General features: G+C 72.6%; 22 protein-coding genes and 1 tRNA gene. 16 read left to right on the top strand and 7 right to left on the bottom strand.

Annotation, left to right across the window (positions count from 1 at the left end; genetic code table 11):
- Window positions 1-13 precede the first annotated feature (13 nt).
- From spoVT to ACYQ02_RS12075, 9 genes are all read left to right on the top strand, one after another.
- Window positions 14-574 (top strand): stage V sporulation protein T, encoded by a 561-nt coding sequence (gene spoVT, locus ACYQ02_RS12115; protein WP_006902698.1) that lies wholly within the window; start codon window positions 14-16, stop codon window positions 572-574.
- Between the two features lie 38 nt (window positions 575-612).
- On the top strand, window positions 613-1,578 hold the full coding sequence (mazG, locus tag ACYQ02_RS12110; protein ID WP_460040661.1) for a nucleoside triphosphate pyrophosphohydrolase: 966 nt from the start codon (window positions 613-615) through the stop codon (window positions 1,576-1,578).
- The gene (locus ACYQ02_RS12105; protein ID WP_460040660.1) at window positions 1,575-1,847 is read left to right on the top strand and encodes an HU family DNA-binding protein; all 273 of its coding nucleotides are present in this window, start codon (window positions 1,575-1,577) and stop codon (window positions 1,845-1,847) included. Before mazG ends, ACYQ02_RS12105 begins: the two co-directional genes overlap by 4 nt.
- A gap of 321 nt (window positions 1,848-2,168) precedes the next feature.
- Complete coding sequence (gene yabP / locus ACYQ02_RS12100) at window positions 2,169-2,465, top strand: sporulation protein YabP (RefSeq protein ID WP_460040659.1); 297 nt, start codon at window positions 2,169-2,171, stop codon at window positions 2,463-2,465.
- 55 nt (window positions 2,466-2,520) lie between these two features.
- The gene (yabQ, locus tag ACYQ02_RS12095) at window positions 2,521-3,198 is read left to right on the top strand and encodes a spore cortex biosynthesis protein YabQ (RefSeq protein ID WP_460040658.1); all 678 of its coding nucleotides are present in this window, start codon (window positions 2,521-2,523) and stop codon (window positions 3,196-3,198) included.
- A gap of 333 nt (window positions 3,199-3,531) precedes the next feature.
- Window positions 3,532-3,798 carry a sigma factor-like helix-turn-helix DNA-binding protein gene (locus ACYQ02_RS12090; RefSeq protein WP_460040657.1) on the top strand — a complete coding sequence of 89 codons (267 nt, stop codon included), beginning with the start codon at window positions 3,532-3,534 and terminating at the stop codon, window positions 3,796-3,798.
- A gap of 461 nt (window positions 3,799-4,259) precedes the next feature.
- Window positions 4,260-4,517, top strand: a complete 258-nt coding sequence (locus ACYQ02_RS12085) for an FtsB family cell division protein (protein ID WP_460040656.1) — start codon at window positions 4,260-4,262, stop codon at window positions 4,515-4,517.
- A 44-nt stretch (window positions 4,518-4,561) separates the two neighbouring features.
- Window positions 4,562-4,645: transfer RNA gene (locus ACYQ02_RS12080), tRNA-Leu, on the top strand.
- Window positions 4,646-5,042: 397 nt separating this feature from the next.
- Window positions 5,043-5,270 (top strand): ABC transporter permease, encoded by a 228-nt coding sequence (locus ACYQ02_RS12075; RefSeq protein WP_460040655.1) that lies wholly within the window; start codon window positions 5,043-5,045, stop codon window positions 5,268-5,270.
- Between the two features lie 112 nt (window positions 5,271-5,382).
- Here the strand turns inward: ACYQ02_RS12075 and ACYQ02_RS12070 are convergent, their stop codons facing one another.
- On the bottom strand, window positions 5,383-6,333 hold the full coding sequence (locus ACYQ02_RS12070) for a Na/Pi symporter (RefSeq protein WP_460040654.1): 951 nt from the start codon (window positions 6,331-6,333) through the stop codon (window positions 5,383-5,385).
- Window positions 6,334-7,032: 699 nt separating this feature from the next.
- Window positions 7,033-8,010 carry a thioredoxin-disulfide reductase gene (gene trxB, locus ACYQ02_RS12065; RefSeq protein WP_460040653.1) on the bottom strand — a complete coding sequence of 326 codons (978 nt, stop codon included), beginning with the start codon at window positions 8,008-8,010 and terminating at the stop codon, window positions 7,033-7,035.
- 106 nt (window positions 8,011-8,116) lie between these two features.
- On the opposite strand from trxB, the gene ACYQ02_RS12060 reads away from it, so the two are divergent.
- Both ACYQ02_RS12060 and ACYQ02_RS12055 read left to right on the top strand, forming a co-directional pair.
- Window positions 8,117-8,608, top strand: a complete 492-nt coding sequence (locus ACYQ02_RS12060) for a flavin reductase family protein (RefSeq protein WP_460040652.1) — start codon at window positions 8,117-8,119, stop codon at window positions 8,606-8,608.
- Between the two features lie 255 nt (window positions 8,609-8,863).
- Window positions 8,864-9,421, top strand: coding sequence for a hypothetical protein (locus tag ACYQ02_RS12055; RefSeq protein WP_460040651.1), 558 nt, complete (start codon window positions 8,864-8,866; stop codon window positions 9,419-9,421).
- Between the two features lie 108 nt (window positions 9,422-9,529).
- Here the strand turns inward: ACYQ02_RS12055 and sufU are convergent, their stop codons facing one another.
- The 4 genes from sufU to sufC form a co-directional block, all read right to left on the bottom strand.
- Window positions 9,530-9,928, bottom strand: a complete 399-nt coding sequence (gene sufU / locus ACYQ02_RS12050) for a Fe-S cluster assembly sulfur transfer protein SufU (RefSeq protein ID WP_460040650.1) — start codon at window positions 9,926-9,928, stop codon at window positions 9,530-9,532.
- A gap of 14 nt (window positions 9,929-9,942) precedes the next feature.
- Window positions 9,943-11,214 (bottom strand): cysteine desulfurase, encoded by a 1,272-nt coding sequence (locus tag ACYQ02_RS12045; protein WP_460040649.1) that lies wholly within the window; start codon window positions 11,212-11,214, stop codon window positions 9,943-9,945.
- A gap of 75 nt (window positions 11,215-11,289) precedes the next feature.
- Window positions 11,290-12,612 (bottom strand): Fe-S cluster assembly protein SufD, encoded by a 1,323-nt coding sequence (gene sufD, locus ACYQ02_RS12040; protein WP_460040648.1) that lies wholly within the window; start codon window positions 12,610-12,612, stop codon window positions 11,290-11,292.
- Window positions 12,613-12,638: 26 nt separating this feature from the next.
- Window positions 12,639-13,418 carry a Fe-S cluster assembly ATPase SufC gene (gene sufC / locus ACYQ02_RS12035; RefSeq protein ID WP_460040647.1) on the bottom strand — a complete coding sequence of 260 codons (780 nt, stop codon included), beginning with the start codon at window positions 13,416-13,418 and terminating at the stop codon, window positions 12,639-12,641.
- A 165-nt stretch (window positions 13,419-13,583) separates the two neighbouring features.
- On the opposite strand from sufC, the gene ACYQ02_RS12030 reads away from it, so the two are divergent.
- From ACYQ02_RS12030 to ACYQ02_RS12010, 5 genes are all read left to right on the top strand, one after another.
- On the top strand, window positions 13,584-14,672 hold the full coding sequence (locus ACYQ02_RS12030; protein WP_460040646.1) for a M42 family metallopeptidase: 1,089 nt from the start codon (window positions 13,584-13,586) through the stop codon (window positions 14,670-14,672).
- A gap of 309 nt (window positions 14,673-14,981) precedes the next feature.
- Complete coding sequence (sdhC, locus tag ACYQ02_RS12025) at window positions 14,982-15,347, top strand: succinate dehydrogenase, cytochrome b556 subunit (protein WP_460040645.1); 366 nt, start codon at window positions 14,982-14,984, stop codon at window positions 15,345-15,347.
- An 11-nt stretch (window positions 15,348-15,358) separates the two neighbouring features.
- A complete protein-coding gene (locus ACYQ02_RS12020) occupies window positions 15,359-15,736 on the top strand; it encodes a succinate dehydrogenase/fumarate reductase transmembrane subunit (RefSeq protein WP_460040644.1) in 378 nt (125 codons plus the stop codon).
- A gap of 6 nt (window positions 15,737-15,742) precedes the next feature.
- Window positions 15,743-17,494, top strand: coding sequence for a succinate dehydrogenase flavoprotein subunit (sdhA, locus tag ACYQ02_RS12015; protein WP_460040643.1), 1,752 nt, complete (start codon window positions 15,743-15,745; stop codon window positions 17,492-17,494).
- 102 nt (window positions 17,495-17,596) lie between these two features.
- A complete protein-coding gene (locus tag ACYQ02_RS12010; RefSeq protein ID WP_460040642.1) occupies window positions 17,597-18,289 on the top strand; it encodes a succinate dehydrogenase iron-sulfur subunit in 693 nt (230 codons plus the stop codon).
- 85 nt (window positions 18,290-18,374) lie between these two features.
- Here ACYQ02_RS12010 and ACYQ02_RS12005 read toward each other — a convergent pair whose 3' ends face one another.
- Window positions 18,375-19,244 carry a hypothetical protein gene (locus ACYQ02_RS12005; protein ID WP_460040641.1) on the bottom strand — a complete coding sequence of 290 codons (870 nt, stop codon included), beginning with the start codon at window positions 19,242-19,244 and terminating at the stop codon, window positions 18,375-18,377.
- Window positions 19,245-19,297 lie beyond the last annotated feature (53 nt).

The raw sequence follows: 19,297 nt of genomic DNA, 5'->3' as shown, positions 1-19,297 counted from the left end.
GGAGGGGTGACGGATGAAGGCGACGGGCATCGTGCGCCGCATCGATGACCTGGGCCGGGTCGTGATCCCCAAGGAGATCCGGCGCACCCTGCGCATCCGCGAGGGCGACCCGCTGGAGATCTTCGTGGATCGCGACGGGGAAGTGATCTTGAAGAAGTATTCGCCCATCGGCGAGCTGGGCGACTTCGCCAAGGAGCTGGCCGATTCCCTCCACGAGGCGGTCCACCACATCGCGCTGGTGGCCGACCGGGACGCCATCATCGCCGTCGCCGGCGCGCCCCGCAAGGAATTCATGGAGAAGCGGATCGGCGGCGCCGTGGAGGAGGCCATGGCCCAGCGGCAGCCCGTCCTGCGCAACCGCCCGGCCCAGAATCCCGGCGCCGGCACCCTCCTGGCCGACGACGAGACCGACGAGCGGTTCTCCGCCTACGTCATCGCGCCGATCCTGGCCACGGGCGACGTCATCGGGGCGGTCATCCTCGCCTCCAAGGAGCCGGGCACCCAGATGGGTGACCTGGAGCTGAAGCTGGCGGAGACGGCGGCGGCGGTCCTGCGCAAGCAGATGGAGGACTAGGCGGTGCCCGTGTCCAACCCCCGCCCGGGGGGTTTATCGTGACGGAAGGGTTTGAGCGGCCTTCTACCAGCCCTGCGAACGGGCAGGACCCCTACGGGTTCGCCCGGGTGGTCGACCTGGTCCGCCGCCTGCGGGCGCCGGGCGGCTGCCCCTGGGACCGGGCCCAGACCCACCGCTCCCTGCGCCGCTTCGCCCTCGAAGAGGCCTATGAGGTGGTCGAGGCCATCGACACCGGGGACCCCGACCACCTGGCCGACGAGCTGGGCGACCTCCTCCTGCAGGTCCTCCTGCATGCCCAGATCGCTGCCGAGGCGGGCCGCTTTGACGTGGCGGACGTCTGCCACCGCCTGGCGGACAAGCTGGTGCGGCGCCATCCCCACGTGTTCGGCGAAGCCGAGGCCCGCTCGGCCGCCGATGTCCAGCGGCTGTGGACGGCGATCAAGGCGGCCGAGGCGGCGGGCGGCGGCGAGACCGGCCCAGGCCCGGCGAGCGGCGGCGAGACCGGTACCGGGCCGGAGGACGGCGGCGAGCCCGGCGCAGGGCCGGAGGACGGGGAGCCCTGGAGCCCCAGTGCCCTGGTCGAGGCGTACCGCGTCCAGGAACGGGCGGCCCGGTCCGGCCTGGATTGGCCCGACCCCCAGGGGCCGCGGGCCAAGCTGGACGAGGAGCTGGCCGAGCTGGATGAGGCGGTGGCCCAGGGGGATCCCGCCCGCATCGAGGAGGAGCTGGGCGACGTCCTGTTCATCCTGGTCAACGCCGGCCGGCACTGGGGGGTCTACGCCGAGACGGCCCTGCTGGGGGCGGTCCGCAAGTTTCGCCGGCGGGTGCGCTCCATGGAGGAACAGGCGGCGCGTCAGGGCGTGCGCCTGGCCGACCTGGTACCGGCCGAGCTGGACCGCCTGTGGGAGGCGGCGAAAGACCGCGAGCGCGGGAGGATTCAGGGCTCGTCCGAAGAACACAAGAGCGGAATTCGACCCGAGGCGAGGGGAGGGAAGCGTGGGTGAACAAGCCTGAGCTGGTGAACGCCATTGCCGAGAAGACCGGCCTGAACAAGAAGGACAGCGAGCGGGCGGTGAACGCCCTCGTCGAGTCCATCAGCGAGGCGCTGGCCCGGGGCGACAAGGTCTCCCTGGTCGGCTTCGGCACCTTTGAGGTGCGGACGCGCCAGGCCCGCACGGGCCGGAATCCGCGGACGGGGCAGACCCTGACCATCCCCGCGGCGAAGGTGCCCGCCTTCAAGCCGGGCAAGCAGCTGCGCGACATGGTGAAGTGAGCCCAAGCCGCCGGCGAGGGATGCTGGCGGCGGCCTGCGGGCGGCCATGATGAGGCGACGGAGCCCGCGGATGGCGGGGCCGGCACCGGGTGCGACCGGTGCCGGCCCCGTTTTTTTGGGGGGGGCGGGGCACGGGACCCCTGTTGGGGCGCGGGCCATGGGGCCCCTCCCTTTCGGGGGGTGGCGTCCGGCGCGGGCGCCGGCGGCCGGCGCGAGGGGCCGGGACGGGAGCCCGGTACATAGCCCTCCCCCGCAGGCATATCCATGAGCGAGAGGCCCGGGAGCACCATCGCCAGGGCCGTAGGGAAGGAGGTCCGGGCCGTGGCCGAGGGTCAGGCTGCGCCGGGCAACCGGGGGCGGCATACCCTGACGCTGGCCGGCCGGGAGCGGCTGGAGCTGGACGGCGTCCAGAGGGTGGAGAACTTCGACGACCACACGGTCGTGCTGGAGACCGTGATGGGGCGCCTGACCATCCGCGGGGAGGGGCTCCACATCCACGAGCTCAACCTGGAGGAGGGCCGCCTGCGCATGACGGGCCGGGTCTCCCTCCTGGCCTACGAGGACTCCACCCAGCGTCGCCGCGACCGCCGCAACCTGCTGGAGCGGCTCCTCAAGTGACGATGCTCGCCGGGAACCAGCCGCGACCGGAGCAGGAAGCGGGGGCGGCCGGCCGATGTTCTCGTTGACCGTGCAGATGTACATGCTCGCCGTCGACGTCGCCCTGGGCCTCACCCTGGGCCTCCTCTTCGACGCCTGCCGGGCCCTGCGCCTCGTGCTGGGGGGCGGCCGGCCCGCCCGCCGGCCCTGGCTCGACGCCCTGCTGGACGCGGCCTTTTGGGCGGCGGCCCTGCCCCTGGTCATCCTGGCGTGGGGTTGGGGCAACTGGGGCCAGGTGCGCACCTTCACCTTCCTCGGGCTGGCGCTGGGTATCGCGATATACGCCGGCCTGGGTTCCCCCTTCCTGTATCCCGCCTTTGCCGCCACCTACCGGGCGGTCGGGCAAGGGACCGTGCGCTTCGTCCGGTGGAACCGGCGGGCGGCGCGGTGGGCCCGCCGCGCCGCCGGGTGGCTGCTCCGCGGGCCCTTCCGGCTGGCCATGGGGATCCTCAAGCCCGTGACCATCCCCCTGGGGTGGCTGCTGGCGCCGGTATGGGTCCCCGTGCAGCGGCATCTGGTAGCCCCCGCCCGGCAGGCGGTGGAACGCCGCCTGCTGGCCCCCCTCCGCCAGCGCATGGCGGCCTGGCGCAGCAGCGCGCGGGTCCGGTGGAACCGGCTGCGCACAGCCCTGGCCAGCTGGCTCCGGCCGGGGGAGGGCGGAGCATCACCCCCTACCGCCCCACCTCCGGCTTGAGGGCGGGACCGACCGGATTCCCTCCGGCCCGGGGCGGGCATGGCCGGGTCCGGGGCGGTCGCGGGCGGGCCCGGGCGGCCCGGTCGGCGGTCCGGTCGCCGGTCCGGAAGGCTGCCGGCCCGGTCGGCGGTCCGGCAGCCGGTCCGCCAGGCGGCCGGGACGGACGGGGATGGATCCACGGCCGGTTCGTCCCGGGGCGTATCGGCCTGCCGGAAGGAATCCCCCCTTCGCCGGCGAACCCTAGCCGGTACCGGTTGTATAAAGTTTGTCCACAGTTTGTGTGTAATTTGTGGATAACCCCGTGACGACGGAGCCGGAGGTCGCCGCCCGCCCATGCGCATCGAGATCCGCGGCGCCGAGCGCTTGAGCTTTCGCGAGCGCCAGGTGGTCGTCCTCAAGGAGACGGGATACAGCACCGAGGCCATCGCGCGCCGGCTGGGTCTGGCCCCCGGCACGGTGGCCACCCTCTACAACCGGGCGCGCAGCAAGGGCTATGAGGTGGTCATCGTCATCGACGGCGATCCGCTGCGGCTGTTCGGCGAGGGCGACGAGGAGGCGCCGGAGGAAGAGCCCGGACCGGGCGGCGGTGACCTCGGCTGATGGGCCGGCTTCGGAGGGGGTTGGTGGCGATGGCGGGACGCGGCGAACAAGCCAGGGGTGTCCGGACGGCCTGGCGCGGGCGGATGGCCCCGGTCCCGGTCCCCCCGGCGGAGCCCAAGGGCGTGCGCCCTGCCCGATCGGCCCCGCCCGGCGGCGGGCACGGCAGCGCCCTGTGGGAAAAGGGTTCCAGCCCTGCTCCCGATCGGCAGTCCTACGCTCGGGGTCCGCGGCGCGGCAGCGCCCTTTGGGAAAAGGGTTCCGGCCCTGCGCTCCGGGGCGCGGTCACACCCCTGCGCCCCCAGGCCGAGTGGGTGCGGGCCCTTCCACGGGAGCCGTGGCAGCCTGCCACGACCGGCCGGCATGGTTCCGGGGGGCCGGGGGACGGGCGGTCTGGCGGTGCGGCCGCGGGTCTCGCGCCACGGCCCGCGCGGCGCCGCTGGCGGTTGCGCTGGGGCCGGCTGGTGGCGACGGCGGTGGCCGCCTACCTGCTGGCAGGCCTGATCCTCCAGCAATGGGCCTTGTGGCAGGCCCAGAAGGATCTGCGGGCCCTGGATCGCCAGCTCCAGCAATTGCGCAGCCGCGCTGTGGAGCTGGAGTCGGCCCGGCGGCGGGTTGAGGACCCGGCCTACGTCGACGAGACGGCGCGCCGCCGCCTGGGCCTGGTCCAGCCGGGCGAGACGGTCATCCAGCTGGTGGACGAGCCGGGCGGGTCGGACTAGAATAGGGACGCGAATAGGGACGGGGCGCGGCGAGGACGCACGGAGCCGGGGTGTCGGAACCGGCAGACGAGGCGGACTTAAAATCCGCTGGGCGCAAGCCCGTGTGGGTTCGAGGCCCACCCCCGGCACAAGAGGCCCACCCATGCAAGGGAACAACAGGGTGTCGAACGGCGGCCGGCCGGTCCGGTGACGGGCCGATCCGCCGGGTCGTCCCCTCCGCCCGCGCCGTTCCCTTCGCCCCCTTCGTCCCCAGGGTCCGCTGGCCCCAGGTCGCCGGGCCCACCCCTTGGCCGGGGACCGGGAGGGCTGCGGCCCCCGTCGCCGGTGGCTCCTACAGGGTATGGCCCCTGGCTCGGTTCCGCCGCCCCGCATGCCGCTCCATGCGGTGGCGAAATCGTGCTGAAGGATGCCGGCGTCGATGGCCGAGGCCGGCACGGCGGCCATGGTCCATGGGACCGGTGCCACCGCCTGGCTGGTCGCCGGGCGTGCGGCCTGTTACCATCGGGACGGTGGGAGGTGGAGAACATGGGAGGCGAGCTTGGGACCCTGCTGCTGAAGCTGGTGCTGGCCCTGGTCGGGGGCGGGCTCACCCTGATCGGCGTGGCGGGCATCATCCAGGGCAACCTGTCCAGCCTGCGCGTGCCCAACCGCGTGGTGGCGACGGTGGTCTTCGTTGTCGGTCTGGCCCTGGTCACCATTTTCGGGGAGCCCGACCTGGTCACCAAGATCATGGCGGCCCTGGGGGGACAGTGACCTCCGGGCCGGCTGGCCGGCCGGGCTGGCCCGGCCGGTGCCGGTTCGACCGGGGCCGGTTCGTCCGGAGCCGGTCGGGAAGAGGGCGCAGTACGAACGGTTCGAGAACGTCTCACCGGGGAGGCGGGCCGCTGGAGGCGGCCCGCCTTTCGTCTGCGGTGACCCAGGGCCAGACCAGGACGGCGCCCAGCCCGTTGAACAGGGTGTGGGCCCAGGCCACCTGGCGCGCCGGGTCGTCGGCCAGGGCCTGGGCCATGCCGGCCAGCACGGGCCCCAGGGGCGCGGCGGCCAGAGCGTTGAGCAGGTTCATCCCCAGGTGGAACACGGCCAGGTCGAGGGCCGTTCCCCGCAGCAGCAGCCCCGCCAGCAGCACGTCGCTGGTCGTGCCCACGTTGGCCCCGTAGACCACGGGCAGAGCCTGGCGCAGATCCAGCAGGCCGGCCGCCACGGCCCGCTGCAGGACCGCCAGCACGGCGCTGCTGGACAAGGCGCCGGCCGACAGGACCAGGCCCGTGGTGAAGCCCGCCCAGGGCCGCCGTACCCAGGTGACCCAGCCCGGTTCCGCGGTTCCCGCGCCGGGTCCTCCGGCCAGGGTGGCGAGGGCGGCACCGAGGCCGTCCAGGGCCGTGAGGGCGGCGGCCAGGCCCAGGGCCGCCAGTCCAGCGGCCCGCCAGGTCCGGTGGCGCCAGCCCACCGCGGCGGCGGAGATGCCGCCGCCGGCCAGCAGCGCGGCCAGTCCCAGATGGGGGACGGCGGTGAGATGGGCGGTCAGGGTGGTGCCCAGGTTGGCGCCCACCAGGGCGGCGCGCCCCGCGCGGCGGCGCACCCAGCCGGCCGCGGCGGCGGCCAGCAACAGCAGGCTGAAGGTGCTGGAGGACTGCAGCAGGGCGGTGACCAGCAGCCCCGCCAGAAGGCCCTCCCAGGGCCCGGCCCCGCGCAGGCGGCGTACCGCGTCTTCCAGGCGATCGCCGGCCGCCTGCCGGAGGCCCCACGTCATCAAGGCGAGCCCCGCCGCCAGTCCCGTCAAATGGATGACGATCGAACCGAAGGCCGGGAGCCCCACGGATCCCACCCCATCTGGATCCCGCCGGGCCGGGCGCCGGACGGGATGGCCGGCCGCAGTGGCCCGCGCCCGCATCGCCGTACCGGGTGGCCGGCACCCCGGGCGCCGGGACCGGACGCTGGCGCCCCCGTCGCCGGTAACCGCAGCCTGCACCGGTTGGCGGGCGCCCCGGGCGCTTGTACCCAGCATGGCCCCCCTCGCCGGCAGCCGTGCCGCCCGTCGCGGATCGCCGCGTCGTCCGTATCGGAGCGCCGGTGCGTTGCCCGTACCGGAGAGCCGGTGCCCCGTCGCCGGCACCGGCGTCCGCGCCGGGGGTCTGGTCAAGGTCTATGTGACCGGTGCGGGGGATTCGCCGGGTGCCGGGAGGAGAGGACGCCGGGACTTGGTCCAGCCCAAGCGAAGGGGCCGGTTGCTCTTCGCAACCGGCCCCCGGCGGGTGGCAGGTCTTTCCGGGGCCTCGAACGGCGGCCGTTACCGGCGGATCAGCCGGGCGACCAGCATGGCCGCGGCCGCACCGACGGCCGAGATCACCCAGTTGGGGATACGGGTCTTGGCCCGGGTGCGCATCGTCAAGCGCATGGGACCACCCCCGAAGGGTAGCATGCGCGCCGGGCCGGGCCGGCCGCCTGGCAATGGCTAGGCCCGTTGCTCGTTCCGATGCTCGTTCCCTCACGGCAGGAGGCCGGCTCCTGCCCACCTTCACGCCTCGGGCGCCGTCTTCGCCGTCGCGGCGGCCGAGTCCGGCGCCGCCGGGACCACGTCGGCGGTGCCCTCCAGGAACCAGGCCGCCTCCATGGCGGCCTTGCATCCCTCCGCCGCCGCCGTCACCGCCTGGCGGTAGCGGTGGTCGCGCACGTCGCCCGCCACGAAGACGCCGGGGATGCGGGTGCGCGGGCCGTCGGCGATGACGTAGCCGCGTTCGTCCAGGTCCAGGTGGCCGCGCAGGAAGTCGGTGTTGGGCTTGTGGCCGATGGCCACGAAGACCGCGGCGCAGGGGATCTCGCCGATCTCGCCGGTCTTCACGTTGCGGACGCGCACGCCCTCGACCTTCTCCTCGCCCAGGATGTCCTCGACCACCGTGTCCCAGACGAACCGGATCTTGTCGTTGGCCATGGCCCGCTCCTGCATGATCTTGCTGGCCCGCAGCCGGTCGCGCCGGTGGATCACCGTCACCGAGCGGCAGATGCGGGCCAGGTACAGGGCCTCCTCCATGGCGGTGTCGCCGCCGCCGACCACCACCACGTCCTGGTCGCGGAAGAAGGCCCCGTCGCAGGTGGCGCAGCTGGAGACGCCGCGGCCCATCAGCCGCTTCTCGCCGGGCAGGCCCAGCCACTTGGCCGAGGCGCCCGTCGCCAGGATCACCGCGTCGGCCTCCAGCTCCTTCGACCCCACCTGCAGCCGGAAGGGCCGGCGGCTGAAGTCGACGCCCGTCACGTCGCCGTCGACGAACCGGGCTCCCGCGCGCTCGGCCTGCTGGCGCATGCGGGCCATGAGGTCGGGGCCCAGGATCCCCTCGGGAAAGCCGGGGAAGTTCTCCACCTCGGTGGTGAGCATCAGCTGGCCGCCGGCCTCCCATCCCGCCACCACGGTGGTGTCCAGGTTGGCCCGGGCGGCGTAGATCGCCGCCGTCAGGCCGGCGGGACCGGAACCGACGATGACCACTCGCTGGGAGGACATCTGGCGTCACCCACCTTCCGGCGCCATTCTACCAGGAGTTTTTGCCGCCCGCCTGCCCCATGGGATAAGATGAAGAGCGGGTTGCCCCGCGGAAGGAGGGCGCTCGATGCCGATCGTTCCCCAGCTCCTGCGCCAGGCCATGGGGCAGTTTGCCACCGGTGTCACCCTCGTCACCGCCCAGGTGCAGGACGCCGTTCACGCCATGACGGCCAATGCCGTGACCTCCGTGTCGCTGGAGCCGCCGCTGGTCCTGGTGTGCGTGGGGCGGGAGCGGGCCATGCACGGCGTGCTGGAGCAGGCGGGCCGCTACGGGATCAACATCCTCTCGACCGAGCAGGAGGCCGTGGCCCGGTACTTCGCGCGCCAGACGGACCAGGAACCCGCCTACCGCTTCCTCAAGGAGCCGCCCCGGGCGCCGCGCCTGGAAGGCGCCCTCGCCTACCTGGATTGCCGCATCGTCCAGCGATTGCCGGGCGGCGACCACACGATCTTCCTGGCCGAGGTCGAACATGCTGAGGTCCAGGGGGGCGATCCCCTGCTCTTCTTCGCAGGCCGCTACGCCCGCCTGGCCAGCCAGCCGGCACCGACGGCCCGCTGAGCGGCGGGCCGTTGCGCTCCGGTGGCCTGGGGGCGTTTGCCGGCCTGCGGCGGGCGGGTTCAGCGCCACCGGGGCCGGGGACGGTCGGGCGCGATCCCGGCGCCGTTGACGTGTCGTCCCGGCGCCGACGCCCCGCCGTTCCGGTGCCGTTGACCTGCGGCTCCGGCGCCGGTGACGGGCCGATGGGGCGCCGGTGGCTCACCGAACCGCCTGGCACGGAGGCGTCAACCCGCCTGGGAAGGAGGCGCCAACGCCATGGACGAACGCGGCCAGCCGCCCGCCACGCCGGCCCCTGGACCGTGGGCCGGGCGGGACTCCTTCCTGGCCTGGACCAAGGCCCGGCGGGCGGAGGAGCTGCTTCAGCGCTTGCCGGAAGAGGCCCGGCGCGGCTGGACCTTCGCGCGGCTGGTGGAGCTGCTGAAGGCGTTGGGGCTGTCCCAGCCCCGCCAGTACCTGGAGGCGGGCTGGTGGGTGCCCGAGGCGGTGCGGCGGGATCCGGCGCGGTCCGACGCGCTCTACGAGCAGGTTCAGGCGGCGATGGCCGACGGCCGCATTCCGCCCGCGGATGCCCCTTACACCTGGGAGGACGTCCGCCGGCTGGTGGAGCTCTGCGGCTTCACGGCCGACGAGCTGCTGGGCCAGCTCGCCCACGTGTACGCCCTGACCATGGGCGAGACCATCTTCGTCGACACGGTGCGGCGCATCGCCCAGGGCGACGGCACCGCCACCTCCCCGGCCCCGGATGCCCCCGCCCCGGCAAGGCCGGATCCACCGGGTCGCCCGGGTCAAGGCGGCGCGGCCCCGAGCGGGTGACCCCGTGCGGGTGACCGGTGCCGCGGCCGGCTGCCTGGGGTTCCCGCCGCTTGCCCGTTGCCCCACCCGCCCTGCCGGCGCGCCCCTCCGGCAGCAAGCCGGCGGGGATCAGGCTTCCCCGCCGGCCTGCTGCGCTTCGTAGCGGTAGATGCCCGCCTGGAGCACCTTGAGCGCCAGCAGGGCGCACTTCAACCGCACCGGGCTGAGGGGGATGCCCAGCAGGGCGAGGACGTCGTCCTTGTCCATGGCCTTGATCTCGTCCAGGCTCTTGCCCTGGACCGCCTCCGTCAGCATGGAGGCCGACGCCTGGCTGATGGCGCACCCGCGGCCGTCGAAGGCGGCCGCCTCCACCCGTCCCCGTTCGTCCAGCCGCACCTCGAAGCGGATCTGGTCGCCGCAGAGGGGGTTGAGGTCCTCGTGGCGGATCTGGGCGTCGTCCAGGTGGCCGCGGTTGCGCGGGTTGCGGTAGTGGTCCAGGATGTTCTCCCGGTAGAAGTCGCTGCCCACGGGTGGCGCCTCCTTCACGAGCCGGCCAGGAGCCGCCGGGCCCGCTCGAGGCCCTGCAACAACCGGTCGACGTCGTCCCGGTCGTTATAGATGTAGAAGCTGGCCCGGGCCGTGGCCACGAGCCCCAGGTGGCGGTGGAGGGGCTGGGTGCAGTGGTGGCCGGCGCGGATCGCTACCCCGTCGCCGTCCAGCACCTGGGCCAGGTCGTGGGGGTGCACGCCCTCCAGGGTGAAGGCGATCACCCCGCCCCGGTGCTCGGGCCCGGGCCCGTACACGGTCAGCCCCGGCACCTCCCGCAGCCGCTCCCAGGCATACCGGACCAGCTCCCGTTCATGGGCCGCCACCGCCGCCATGCCCAGCCGCTCCAGGTAGTCCAGGGCCGCGGTGAAGGCCGCAGCTTCGGCGATGGGCGGCGTCCCGGCCTCGAAGCGCTGGGGCGGATCGGCCCAGGTGGACCGTTCCACCTCCACCTGGCGGATCATGCCGCCCCCGCCCAGCAACGGCTCCATCTCGGCCAGCCGCTCCCGGCGGCCGTACAGGACCCCCAGGCCGGTGGGCCCCAGCATCTTGTGGGCGGAGAAGGCGAGGAAATCGGCGCCCAGGGAGCCCACGTCCACCGGCAGGTGGGGCACGCTCTGGGCGCCGTCGACCACCACCACGGCGCCGGCGTCCCGGGCCTGCCGCGCCAGCTCCGCCACGGGGTTGATCGTCCCCAGCACGTTGGACATGTGGGTCAGGGCGACCACCCGGGGCCGGTGGGCCTCCAGGAGGCGGGTGAAGGCCTCCCGGTCGAGCCGGCCGTCCTCCGTCAAGGGCACCGCCTTGAGGTGGAACCCGCCGCGGGCCGCCACCTGCTGCCACGGCACCAGGTTGCTGTGGTGCTCCATCAAGGTGACCAGGATGGCATCGCCCGGCCGCAGGTGGTGGAAGGCCCACCCCCAGGCCACCAGGTTCAGCGCCTCGGTGGCGCCCCGGGTAAAGACGATCTCGTCTTCCTGGGCGCCGAGAAAGGCCGCCGTGCGGGCCCGGGCGCCCTCGTAGGCCTCCGTCGCCTCCTCGGCCAGGGTGTGGATGCCCCGGTGGACGTTGGCGTTGCTGTGCCGGTAGAACCCGGCCAGGGCGTCGATGACGGCCGCCGGCTTCTGGGAGGTGGCGGCGCTGTCCAGGTAGACCAGGCGCCGTCCGTGGATCTCCCGCTGCAGGATGGGGAAGTCCCGCCGGATGGCCACCGGGTCGATGGCCGGAGGAACCGGGCTACCGGCGGTGGGTCGAACGGGGGTCGCCATGGCCCCATGCCTCCTTGAAGAGGGCGCGGGCGCGGGCCCCCGGACCCGCGCCCTGCGTCCCCGCTCCTCGGGATCTCAGACGACCTTCTCTAGGACCAGTTCGGCGATGCGCTCCCGGGCGGCGTCGTTGGGGATCTTGCCCAGCAGCGGCTCGAAGAAGCCGCTGACCAGGAGCCGCCGGGCCTGCCGCTCGTCGAGCCCGCGGCTGCGGAGGTAGAAGAGCTGCTCCTGGTCGATCTGCCCCACGGTGGCGCCGTGGCTGGCCTTGACGTCGTCGGCCTCGATCTCCAGGCTCGGGATGTCGTCCAGCACCTTGGCCTCGGGGGAGAGGATCAGGGTGTTGCTGCTCAGGTAGTCCTCGCTCTTGTGGGCGCCCCGCTCGATGCGGATCAGGCCCTGGTACACCAGCCGCGAGGAACCGGTGAGGATCCCCCGGGCCGTCATGTTGCCGAAGGTGCTCTGGGACGCATGGCGGCTGCGGGTGAACAGGTCAAAGTGCTGGCTGCCCGAGGCGGCGTAGGCCAGGATGTTCTCCATGCTGGCGCCCGGTTCCACCATCTCCAGGTTGAACAGGTTGCGGGTCTGGGCGCCGCCGAAGAAGCCGGTGGTGGCCACCAGGGTGGCGTCCCGCCGCACCACGCCGGCCTTCTGGGAGAACTCCCGCACCGGGGCCCGCCAGTTCTGGACGCTGACGTAATCCAGCCGGGCGGCGGGCTGGACGTGGATCTCCAGCTGGCCGGTGTACAGGGCCGCCTGGTTCAGATCGTGGGCGTCGCTCTCGTCGAACAGCGTGGCCTGGGCCTGCTCGTCCACCACGACCAGCCCGTGGCCCGAGACCGACGCCCCGGCGGCGCCGGCGGTGATCAGGGTCACCAGGTAGATGGGCTTCTCGACCACCAGCCCGCGGGGCACGTACACGAAGAACCCGCCGGTCCAGAAGGCGGCGTGCAGGGCCGCAAAGCGGTCCGCCCGGGGATCGAGGCCGCCCTTGAGGTAGTACTGGGCGACCAGGTCGGGCTGGGTCCGGGCCGCCGTATGGAGGTCGGTCACCACCAGCCCCTGCTCGGCCAGGGCCGGATCCAGGTGGCGCACCTCGACCCGGCCGTCCACCTGCACCGCGATGGCCGCCGCTTCCGCCGCCGGCGGCAGGGCCGCCTCCGCCCAGGACGGCAGGGCCGAGGCCGGGGCGACGGGCCGCAGGTTCTCCAGCTTCAGGTCGTCGACCCGGGTGTGGCGCCAGGCCGGGAGGGGCAGCTCGGTGAAGATGCGGAAGGCTTCCCGCCGCCGCTCCACCAGCCAGTCGGGCTCATCGTGGGCGCGGGCGATCCGATCCACCAGCTCGGCGGTGAACCCGGTCGCCTGCGCCAGGGTGTCCAGGTTGTCCAGGGACTTGGCCATCGTCCTTCCCTCCTGCCTCGGCTGCCTCAGCCGACCTGCGCCTTGATCCAGTCGTAGCCCTTGGCCTCCACCTCTTCGGCCAGCTCACGGCCGCCGGAGCGGACGATGCGCCCGTCGACCATGATGTGGACGAAGTCGGGCTCGATGTACTTGAGGATGCGCTGGTAGTGGGTGATGACGATGGCGCCCAGGGAGGGACCGCGCAGGCTGTTGAACACCCGGGCCACGTCCTTCAAGGCGTCGATGTCCAGGCCCGAGTCCGTCTCATCCATGATGACGAACTTGGGCTTGAGGACGGCCATCTGGAGCATCTCGCCCTTCTTCTTCTCGCCGCCGGAGAAGCCCTCGTTCAGGTAGCGGCGGGTGAAGGAGGGATCCCAGCGCAGCTGCTCCAGGGCCCCCTCGATCTCCTTCTGCAGGGCGGCCAGGGCGGCCAGGTTCTTCCCCGACCCCGCGGGGCCGGCCGGTTCCTCCCCGCGCAGGGAGTTGACGGCGGTGCGCAGGAAGTTGGCCACCGTCACGCCGGGGACCTCCTGGGGGTACTGGAAGGCCAGGAAGAGGCCGCGCTTGGCCCGCTCGTCGGGCGGCAGCTCCAGGATGTTCTCGCCGTCCAGCAGCACCTCGCCGCCCGTCACCTCGTACCGCGGGTGGCCCATCAAGGTGTAGGCCAGGGTGCTCTTGCCCGACCCGTTGGGGCCCATGATGGCGTGGACCTCACCCTGCCGCACCGTCAGGTTCACGCCCTTGAGGATCTCCTTGTCTTCCACGTTGCAGCGCAACTCGCGGATGTCCAGCGTGGACGCCATCGCCGCGATCCCCTCCGTCAACCGGCACGAGTCGCCGCCGCCCTGGGGCGGCGGCGCGGCCGGTGCTTTTGATGGCCAGTTCTCAATTTATAATACTTTTAAATGCCGGGGCTGGCAAACCCGGGCCGGTCTGGCAGCCCCCTGGCCCTGAAAGGATGGATCGCCATGGCGGACGAGCAGCATACCGCGCGGCTTCTCGAGGAGCTGACCCAAGCGCCGGGCGTGCCCGGGGAGGAGGACGCGGTGCGCCAGGTGCTGCGGCGATACCTGGCGCCGGTGGCGGACCTGGAGCAGGACCACCTGGGCAGCCTGATCGCCCGGCGCCAGGGAACGGCGGCCGGACCCCGCGTCCTGCTGGCGGCCCACATGGATGAGGTGGGCTTCATGGTCCGGCGCATCACCGACGAGGGCTTCATCAAGTTCCAACCCCTGGGCGGGTGGTGGGGGCAGGTGCTGCTGGCCCAGCGGGTGGTCGTCCATACCCGCAAGGGGCCCATCCTGGGCGTGATCGGCTCCAAGCCGCCCCACCTCCTGCCGCCCGACGAGCGCAAGAAGCCGGTGGAACTCAAGGCGATGTTCGTCGACATCGGCGCCGGCAGCCGCCAGCAGGCGGAGGAGTGGGGCGTGCGGCCGGGCGACCCCATCGTGCCCTACGGTCCCTTCACCCGCCTGCACGACCCCCAGCTGGTGCTGGCCAAGGCGCTGGATGACCGGGCCGGCTGCGCCATCATCGTCCGGGTGATGGAAGAACTGGCTGGCACGTCCCACCCCAACACGGTCTACGGGGTGGCGACGGTCCACGAGGAGGTGGCCCGGACCGGCGGCGGCGCCCGGACCTCCGCCTTCGCCGTCGATCCCGACGTGGCCATCGCCGTCGACGTGGGAATCGCCGGCGACATGCCCGGGGTGGAACCCGATGAGGCCCAGAGCCGCCTGGGACGCGGTCCGACGGTGCTGCTCTACGACAGCAGCATGGTGCCCCACCGGCGGCTGCGCGACCTGGTGGCCGAGACGGCGGCCGCCGAGGGCATCCCGTACCAATTCGACATGATGCCCGGGGGCGCCACCGACGCCGGGTTCTTCCACGTCCACGGCCGCGGCGTCCCCTCGGTGGTGGTGGGGCCGCCGGCGCGGTACGTCCACAGCCACGGCGCCATCGTCCACCTGGCCGACGTGGAGCACACGGTGCGGCTGCTGGTGGCCCTGGTCCAGCGGCTGGACGGAGCCACCGTGGAGGCGCTGCGGCAGGGCTGAGCAGGGACCGCGGCGACGGCCGCCCGCCGGGACCGGCCGGGAGGCGAGGACGCCCGGGGCGGGGACGAACCGGCGCGGGCCGGGCGGGCCCCGCGGCGGGCCAGAGCTGAGGGAACGCTGAGGGGCGGCGGGGCCAAGTTGACTTCGCCCCGCCGCTGTCCTTACTTTGAGTTGGGAGGAGAGGAAAACCCCTGCAGGACGGCGTGCCGGCGCCTTTTCTTTTCTCGGCCGGTTCGTCCGGTGGGGGGAGCGGCGGCTGGCGGCGGCCGTCCGGGCGGTCCTGCCGGCGGCCCAGAGAGGAGGGTCGGAATGGGCCTGTACCGCGGCTACCGCGGGAGCCAGGGTCAGTGGGCGTGGATGCTGCACCGGCTGAGCGGCGTCGGCATCATGCTGTTCTTGATGATGCACATCGTCGACACCTTCCTCGCCGGTTTCGGCCCCCAGGTCTACGACCACGTGATGGCCATCTACCGGCACCCGGTGTTCATGGTGCTGGAGGTGGTGCTGGTTGGTGGGGTGGTCTACCACGCGGTCAACGGCCTGCGGGTCATCCTCATCGACTTCTGGCCCAATGCCCTGCGGTGGCATAAGTCGCTGATCGTGGCGGAAGCCATCGTGTTCCTGGTCCTGTTCATTCCGGCGGCGGTGATCATGCTGGGCCGCCTCTTCGGCTAGGGGGTGGCGGGGTGTCGTACGGTGAGGGCAGCTCGCGCCCGGCCAGCGGGTTCGAGTTGTGGTCCTGGTTCTTCATGCGGATCTCCGGCCTTCTGCTGGTCTTCCTCGTCCTGGGGCACCTCTACATCATGCACATCCTCAACAGCGTGGAGATCATCGATTACAACTTCGTCGCCCGGCGCTGGGCCAACATCGGCTGGCGCACCTACGACTGGGTGATGCTGGCCCTGGCGCTCTTCCATGGGGCCAACGGGATCCGGGTCATCGTCGACGACTATGCCCACCGGCCGGGTTGGCGCACCTTCTGGCTGGCGCTGCTCTACGTGGTCACCCTGGGCCTGCTGGTGCTGGGCACCGTCGTCCTGGTGACCTTCCCGTTCCCGGCCTGATCGGGGGTGTCTACGATCGAGATCCACCGGCATCAGTTTGACGCCGTGATCGTCGGGGCCGGCGGCGCCGGCCTGCGCGCGGCGGTGGAACTGGCCAAGTATCCTGATCTCAAGGTGGCCGTGGTCAGTAAGCTCTACCCCTCCCGCTCCCACACCGGGGCCGCCCAGGGCGGCATCGGCGCGGCCCTGGGCAACATCGAAGAGGACCACTGGGAGTGGCACATGTTCGACACGGTGAAGGGCAGCGACTACCTGGGCGACCAGGATGCCATCGAGGTGATGTGCAAGGAAGCGCCCGAAGCCGTGTACGAACTGGAGCACATGGGCCTGCCCTTCAGCCGCACGCCCGACGGCCGGATCAACCAGCGGCGCTTCGGCGGCCACACCAAGGAGTTCGGCAAGGCCCCCGTCCACCGGTCCTGCTTCGCCGCCGACCGCACCGGCCACATGATCCTCCAGACCCTCTACCAGCAGTCCATCAAGCATGGCGTCCGCTTCTTCGACGAGTTCCACGTGGTCGACCTGATCATGGACGGGCGGCGGGTGGCCGGCGTGGTGGCCATCGAGCTGGCCACCGGCGACATCCACATCTTCCACTCCAAGGCGACCCTCTTCGCCACCGGCGGAGCCGGCCGCATGTTCAAGGTGACCAGCAACGCCCTGGCCCTGACCGGGGACGGCCTGGCCATCGCCTTCCGGCACGGCATCCCCCTGGAGGACATGGAGTTCTTCCAGTTCCATCCCACGGGCATCTACCGGCTGGGCATCCTGATCACCGAAGGCGCCCGCGGCGAGGGAGGCATCCTGAGGAACCGGCACGGCGAGCGGTTCATGGAGCGCTACGCGCCCACCATCAAGGACCTGGCTCCCCGTGACGTGGTCTCCCGGGCCATCTATCTCGAGATCCGGGAAGGCCGCGGCATCGACGGCAAGGACTACGTCCACCTCGACCTGACCCACCTCAGCCGCGAGATCATCGAGACGCGCCTGCCCGACATCACCGACTTCGTCCGCACCTACCTGGGCATCGACCCCGTGGAGGCGCCGATTCCGATCCAGCCCACCGCCCATTACGAGATGGGCGGCATCCCCACCGACGTCGACGGCCGGGTCATCTGGGACGCCCAGAACACGCCGGTGGAGGGCTTCTACGCCGCCGGTGAGTGCGCGTGCGTCTCCGTCCACGGCGCCAACCGCCTGGGGACCAACTCCCTGCTGGACCTGGTGGTCTTCGGCCGCCGCGCCGGCCGCCACATGGCCCGCTACGCCCGGGAAGCCGACTGGCCGGCCCTGCCCGCCGATGCGGCCGACTGGACGCGGCAGCAGGTGGAGCGGTTCCTCACCCGGGAGAAGGGTGAGAAGGTGGGAGCCATCCGGGCGCGCCTGCAGGAAGAGATGATGGACAAGGCCGGGGTCTTCCGCACCGAGGAAGGCCTCACCGAGATGGAGGGCATCTTGAAGGAGCTGGAGGCCCAGTACGAAGAGGCGGCCATCGACGATCGCGGCCGCATGTACAACACCGACCTGCTGGAGGCCCTCGAGCTCGGCAACCTGCTGGAGTGCGCCAAGGCGACGGTGGTGGCGGCGCGCAACCGCAAGGAGAGCCGCGGCGGCCACGCCCGGGAGGACTACCCGAAGCGCGACGACGCCAACTGGCTGAAGCACACGCTGCTCTACCGGGAAGGGGACGGGTCCATCCGGATCGACTACAAGCCGGTGGTGATCACCCGCTTCCAGCCCCAGGAGCGCAAGTACTGAGCCGGGCTGCGGCCGGTCGCCCCGGGGGCGGGCCCTGCGCCTGCACCGGAAGGGCGGGTTCCGGCCGGCCCGATGGGTCACGGGGAGTGAGGACCTTTGCAGGTGACGCTGCGCATCCGCCGGTTCAACCCGGAACAGGACCAGGAGCCCCACTGGGAGGAATACCGGCTGCAGGCGGACCCCACCGACCGGGTGCTGGACCTGCTCAACCGGGTCAAGTGGGAGGTGGACGGCACCCTGGCCTACCGCCGGTCCTGCGCCCACGGGGTCTGCGGCTCCGACGCCATGATCATCAACGGCAAGGCGCGGCTGGCGTGCAAGACGCTGGTCAAGGAGCTGGCCCAGCCCATCACCGTGGAACCGATGCGGGGCTTCCGGGTGAAGAAGGACCTCATCGTGGACTTCACCGGCTTCTTCGCCGCGTACCGGTCCATCAAACCCTACCTGATCAACGACGACCCGGAGCCCGAGCGGGAGCGGCTGCAGTCGCCCCACGACCGGGAGCGCTTCGACGATACGACCAAGTGCATCCTCTGCGGCTGCTGCACCACGTCGTGCCCGTCCTTCTGGGCCAATCCCGATTACGTGGGCCCGGCGGCCATCGTCAACGCCCACCGGTTCATCTTCGACAGCCGGGATCAGGCGGCGGACGAGCGGCTGCGCATCCTCAACTCGCGGGACGGGGTCTGGCGGTGCCGGACCATCTTCAACTGCACCGAGGCTTGCCCGCGGGGTATCGAGGTGACCCGGGCGATCCAGGAGGTCAAGCGGGCCATCTTGCTGGGGCAGCGCTGATGGGCCGGCGGGACCACCCCGGCCGGGACCGCCTTGGCCGGGGGCGCCGCGGCTGGGGCGGGGCGCGGCGGTCCCGCCGGTCCCTTTACGGCGCTTCCCCTGAGGGCAGGCTGACCTGGCCGGGCTCGCCCACCACGACCCGGACGGGATGCCAGCGGTTGGTCAGCCGGGCGAAGCGGATCCAGGCGGGACGGGTCCCGTCGCCCGTGGCCACGTCGTAGCGAGCCACCACCTGACCGTCCCGCAGCAGGACCAGCTGGGCCAGGGTGACCCGGCGAGCCTGCCAGCCTTGGCGGGCGCCTTCGCGGGTGAGGATCTCGCTGCCCGCCGCGGCCAGCTCAGGGGCAAACTGGCGCAGGAAGACGCGGGCATCGGCGGCCGAGCCCACCGCGATGGGCGGGCCGCCCTCTTCGTATGCGGCCGGCGCCGTGTCCCCCTCCAGCGCGATGCTCAGGCCCGCCTGGGCCGGGACGGCCAGGGGGGTGCCGGGCTGCCAGCCCAGGCGCGCGGTGGCCAGCATCCAGGGCAGGCCGGCCAGCAGGGCCAGGAGCAGCACCACCGCCCAGGGGCCGGCGCCCAGGGCCCAACCGGCGCCTGCGGAAGCCGCCCTGGGGGCGGGGCTCGCTCCGCCGGGGTGGACGCCGGAACCGGGGCCGGCCGCCGGTAGGGGAGCGGCCGCGGCCCCGGCCGAGGCCGTTGCCGTTCCCCCTGGGGGACCTTCCGTTTCGGGCCGGGCCGTGGCCGCACCGTGCCCCGAACCCGACGGCGCCGTAGCGTTCCCGGGGGCGCCCCGGTGCCAGGGCAGGTGCCAGGTCAGGTTCCAGGGCAAAGGACGCGCCGCCGTGCGGGCCGGACCCCGGGCGCGGGCCGCCCAGGGCCGGGTCGTCCAGGAGGGGGCCCGCACGGGCCGGTTCGTCCCGGGATCCTGATCCCCTTGAGGACGCTGTGGGTTCATGGCTTGTGCACCCCCTGCACCCCTATGCGGGGTACCGGCGCCCGTAGACCGGC

The sequence above is a fragment of the Thermaerobacter litoralis genome, assembly GCF_054654595.1.
The sequence above is the reverse complement of the archived record's forward strand: the minus strand, read 5'-3'. Positions and strand labels throughout refer to the sequence as shown.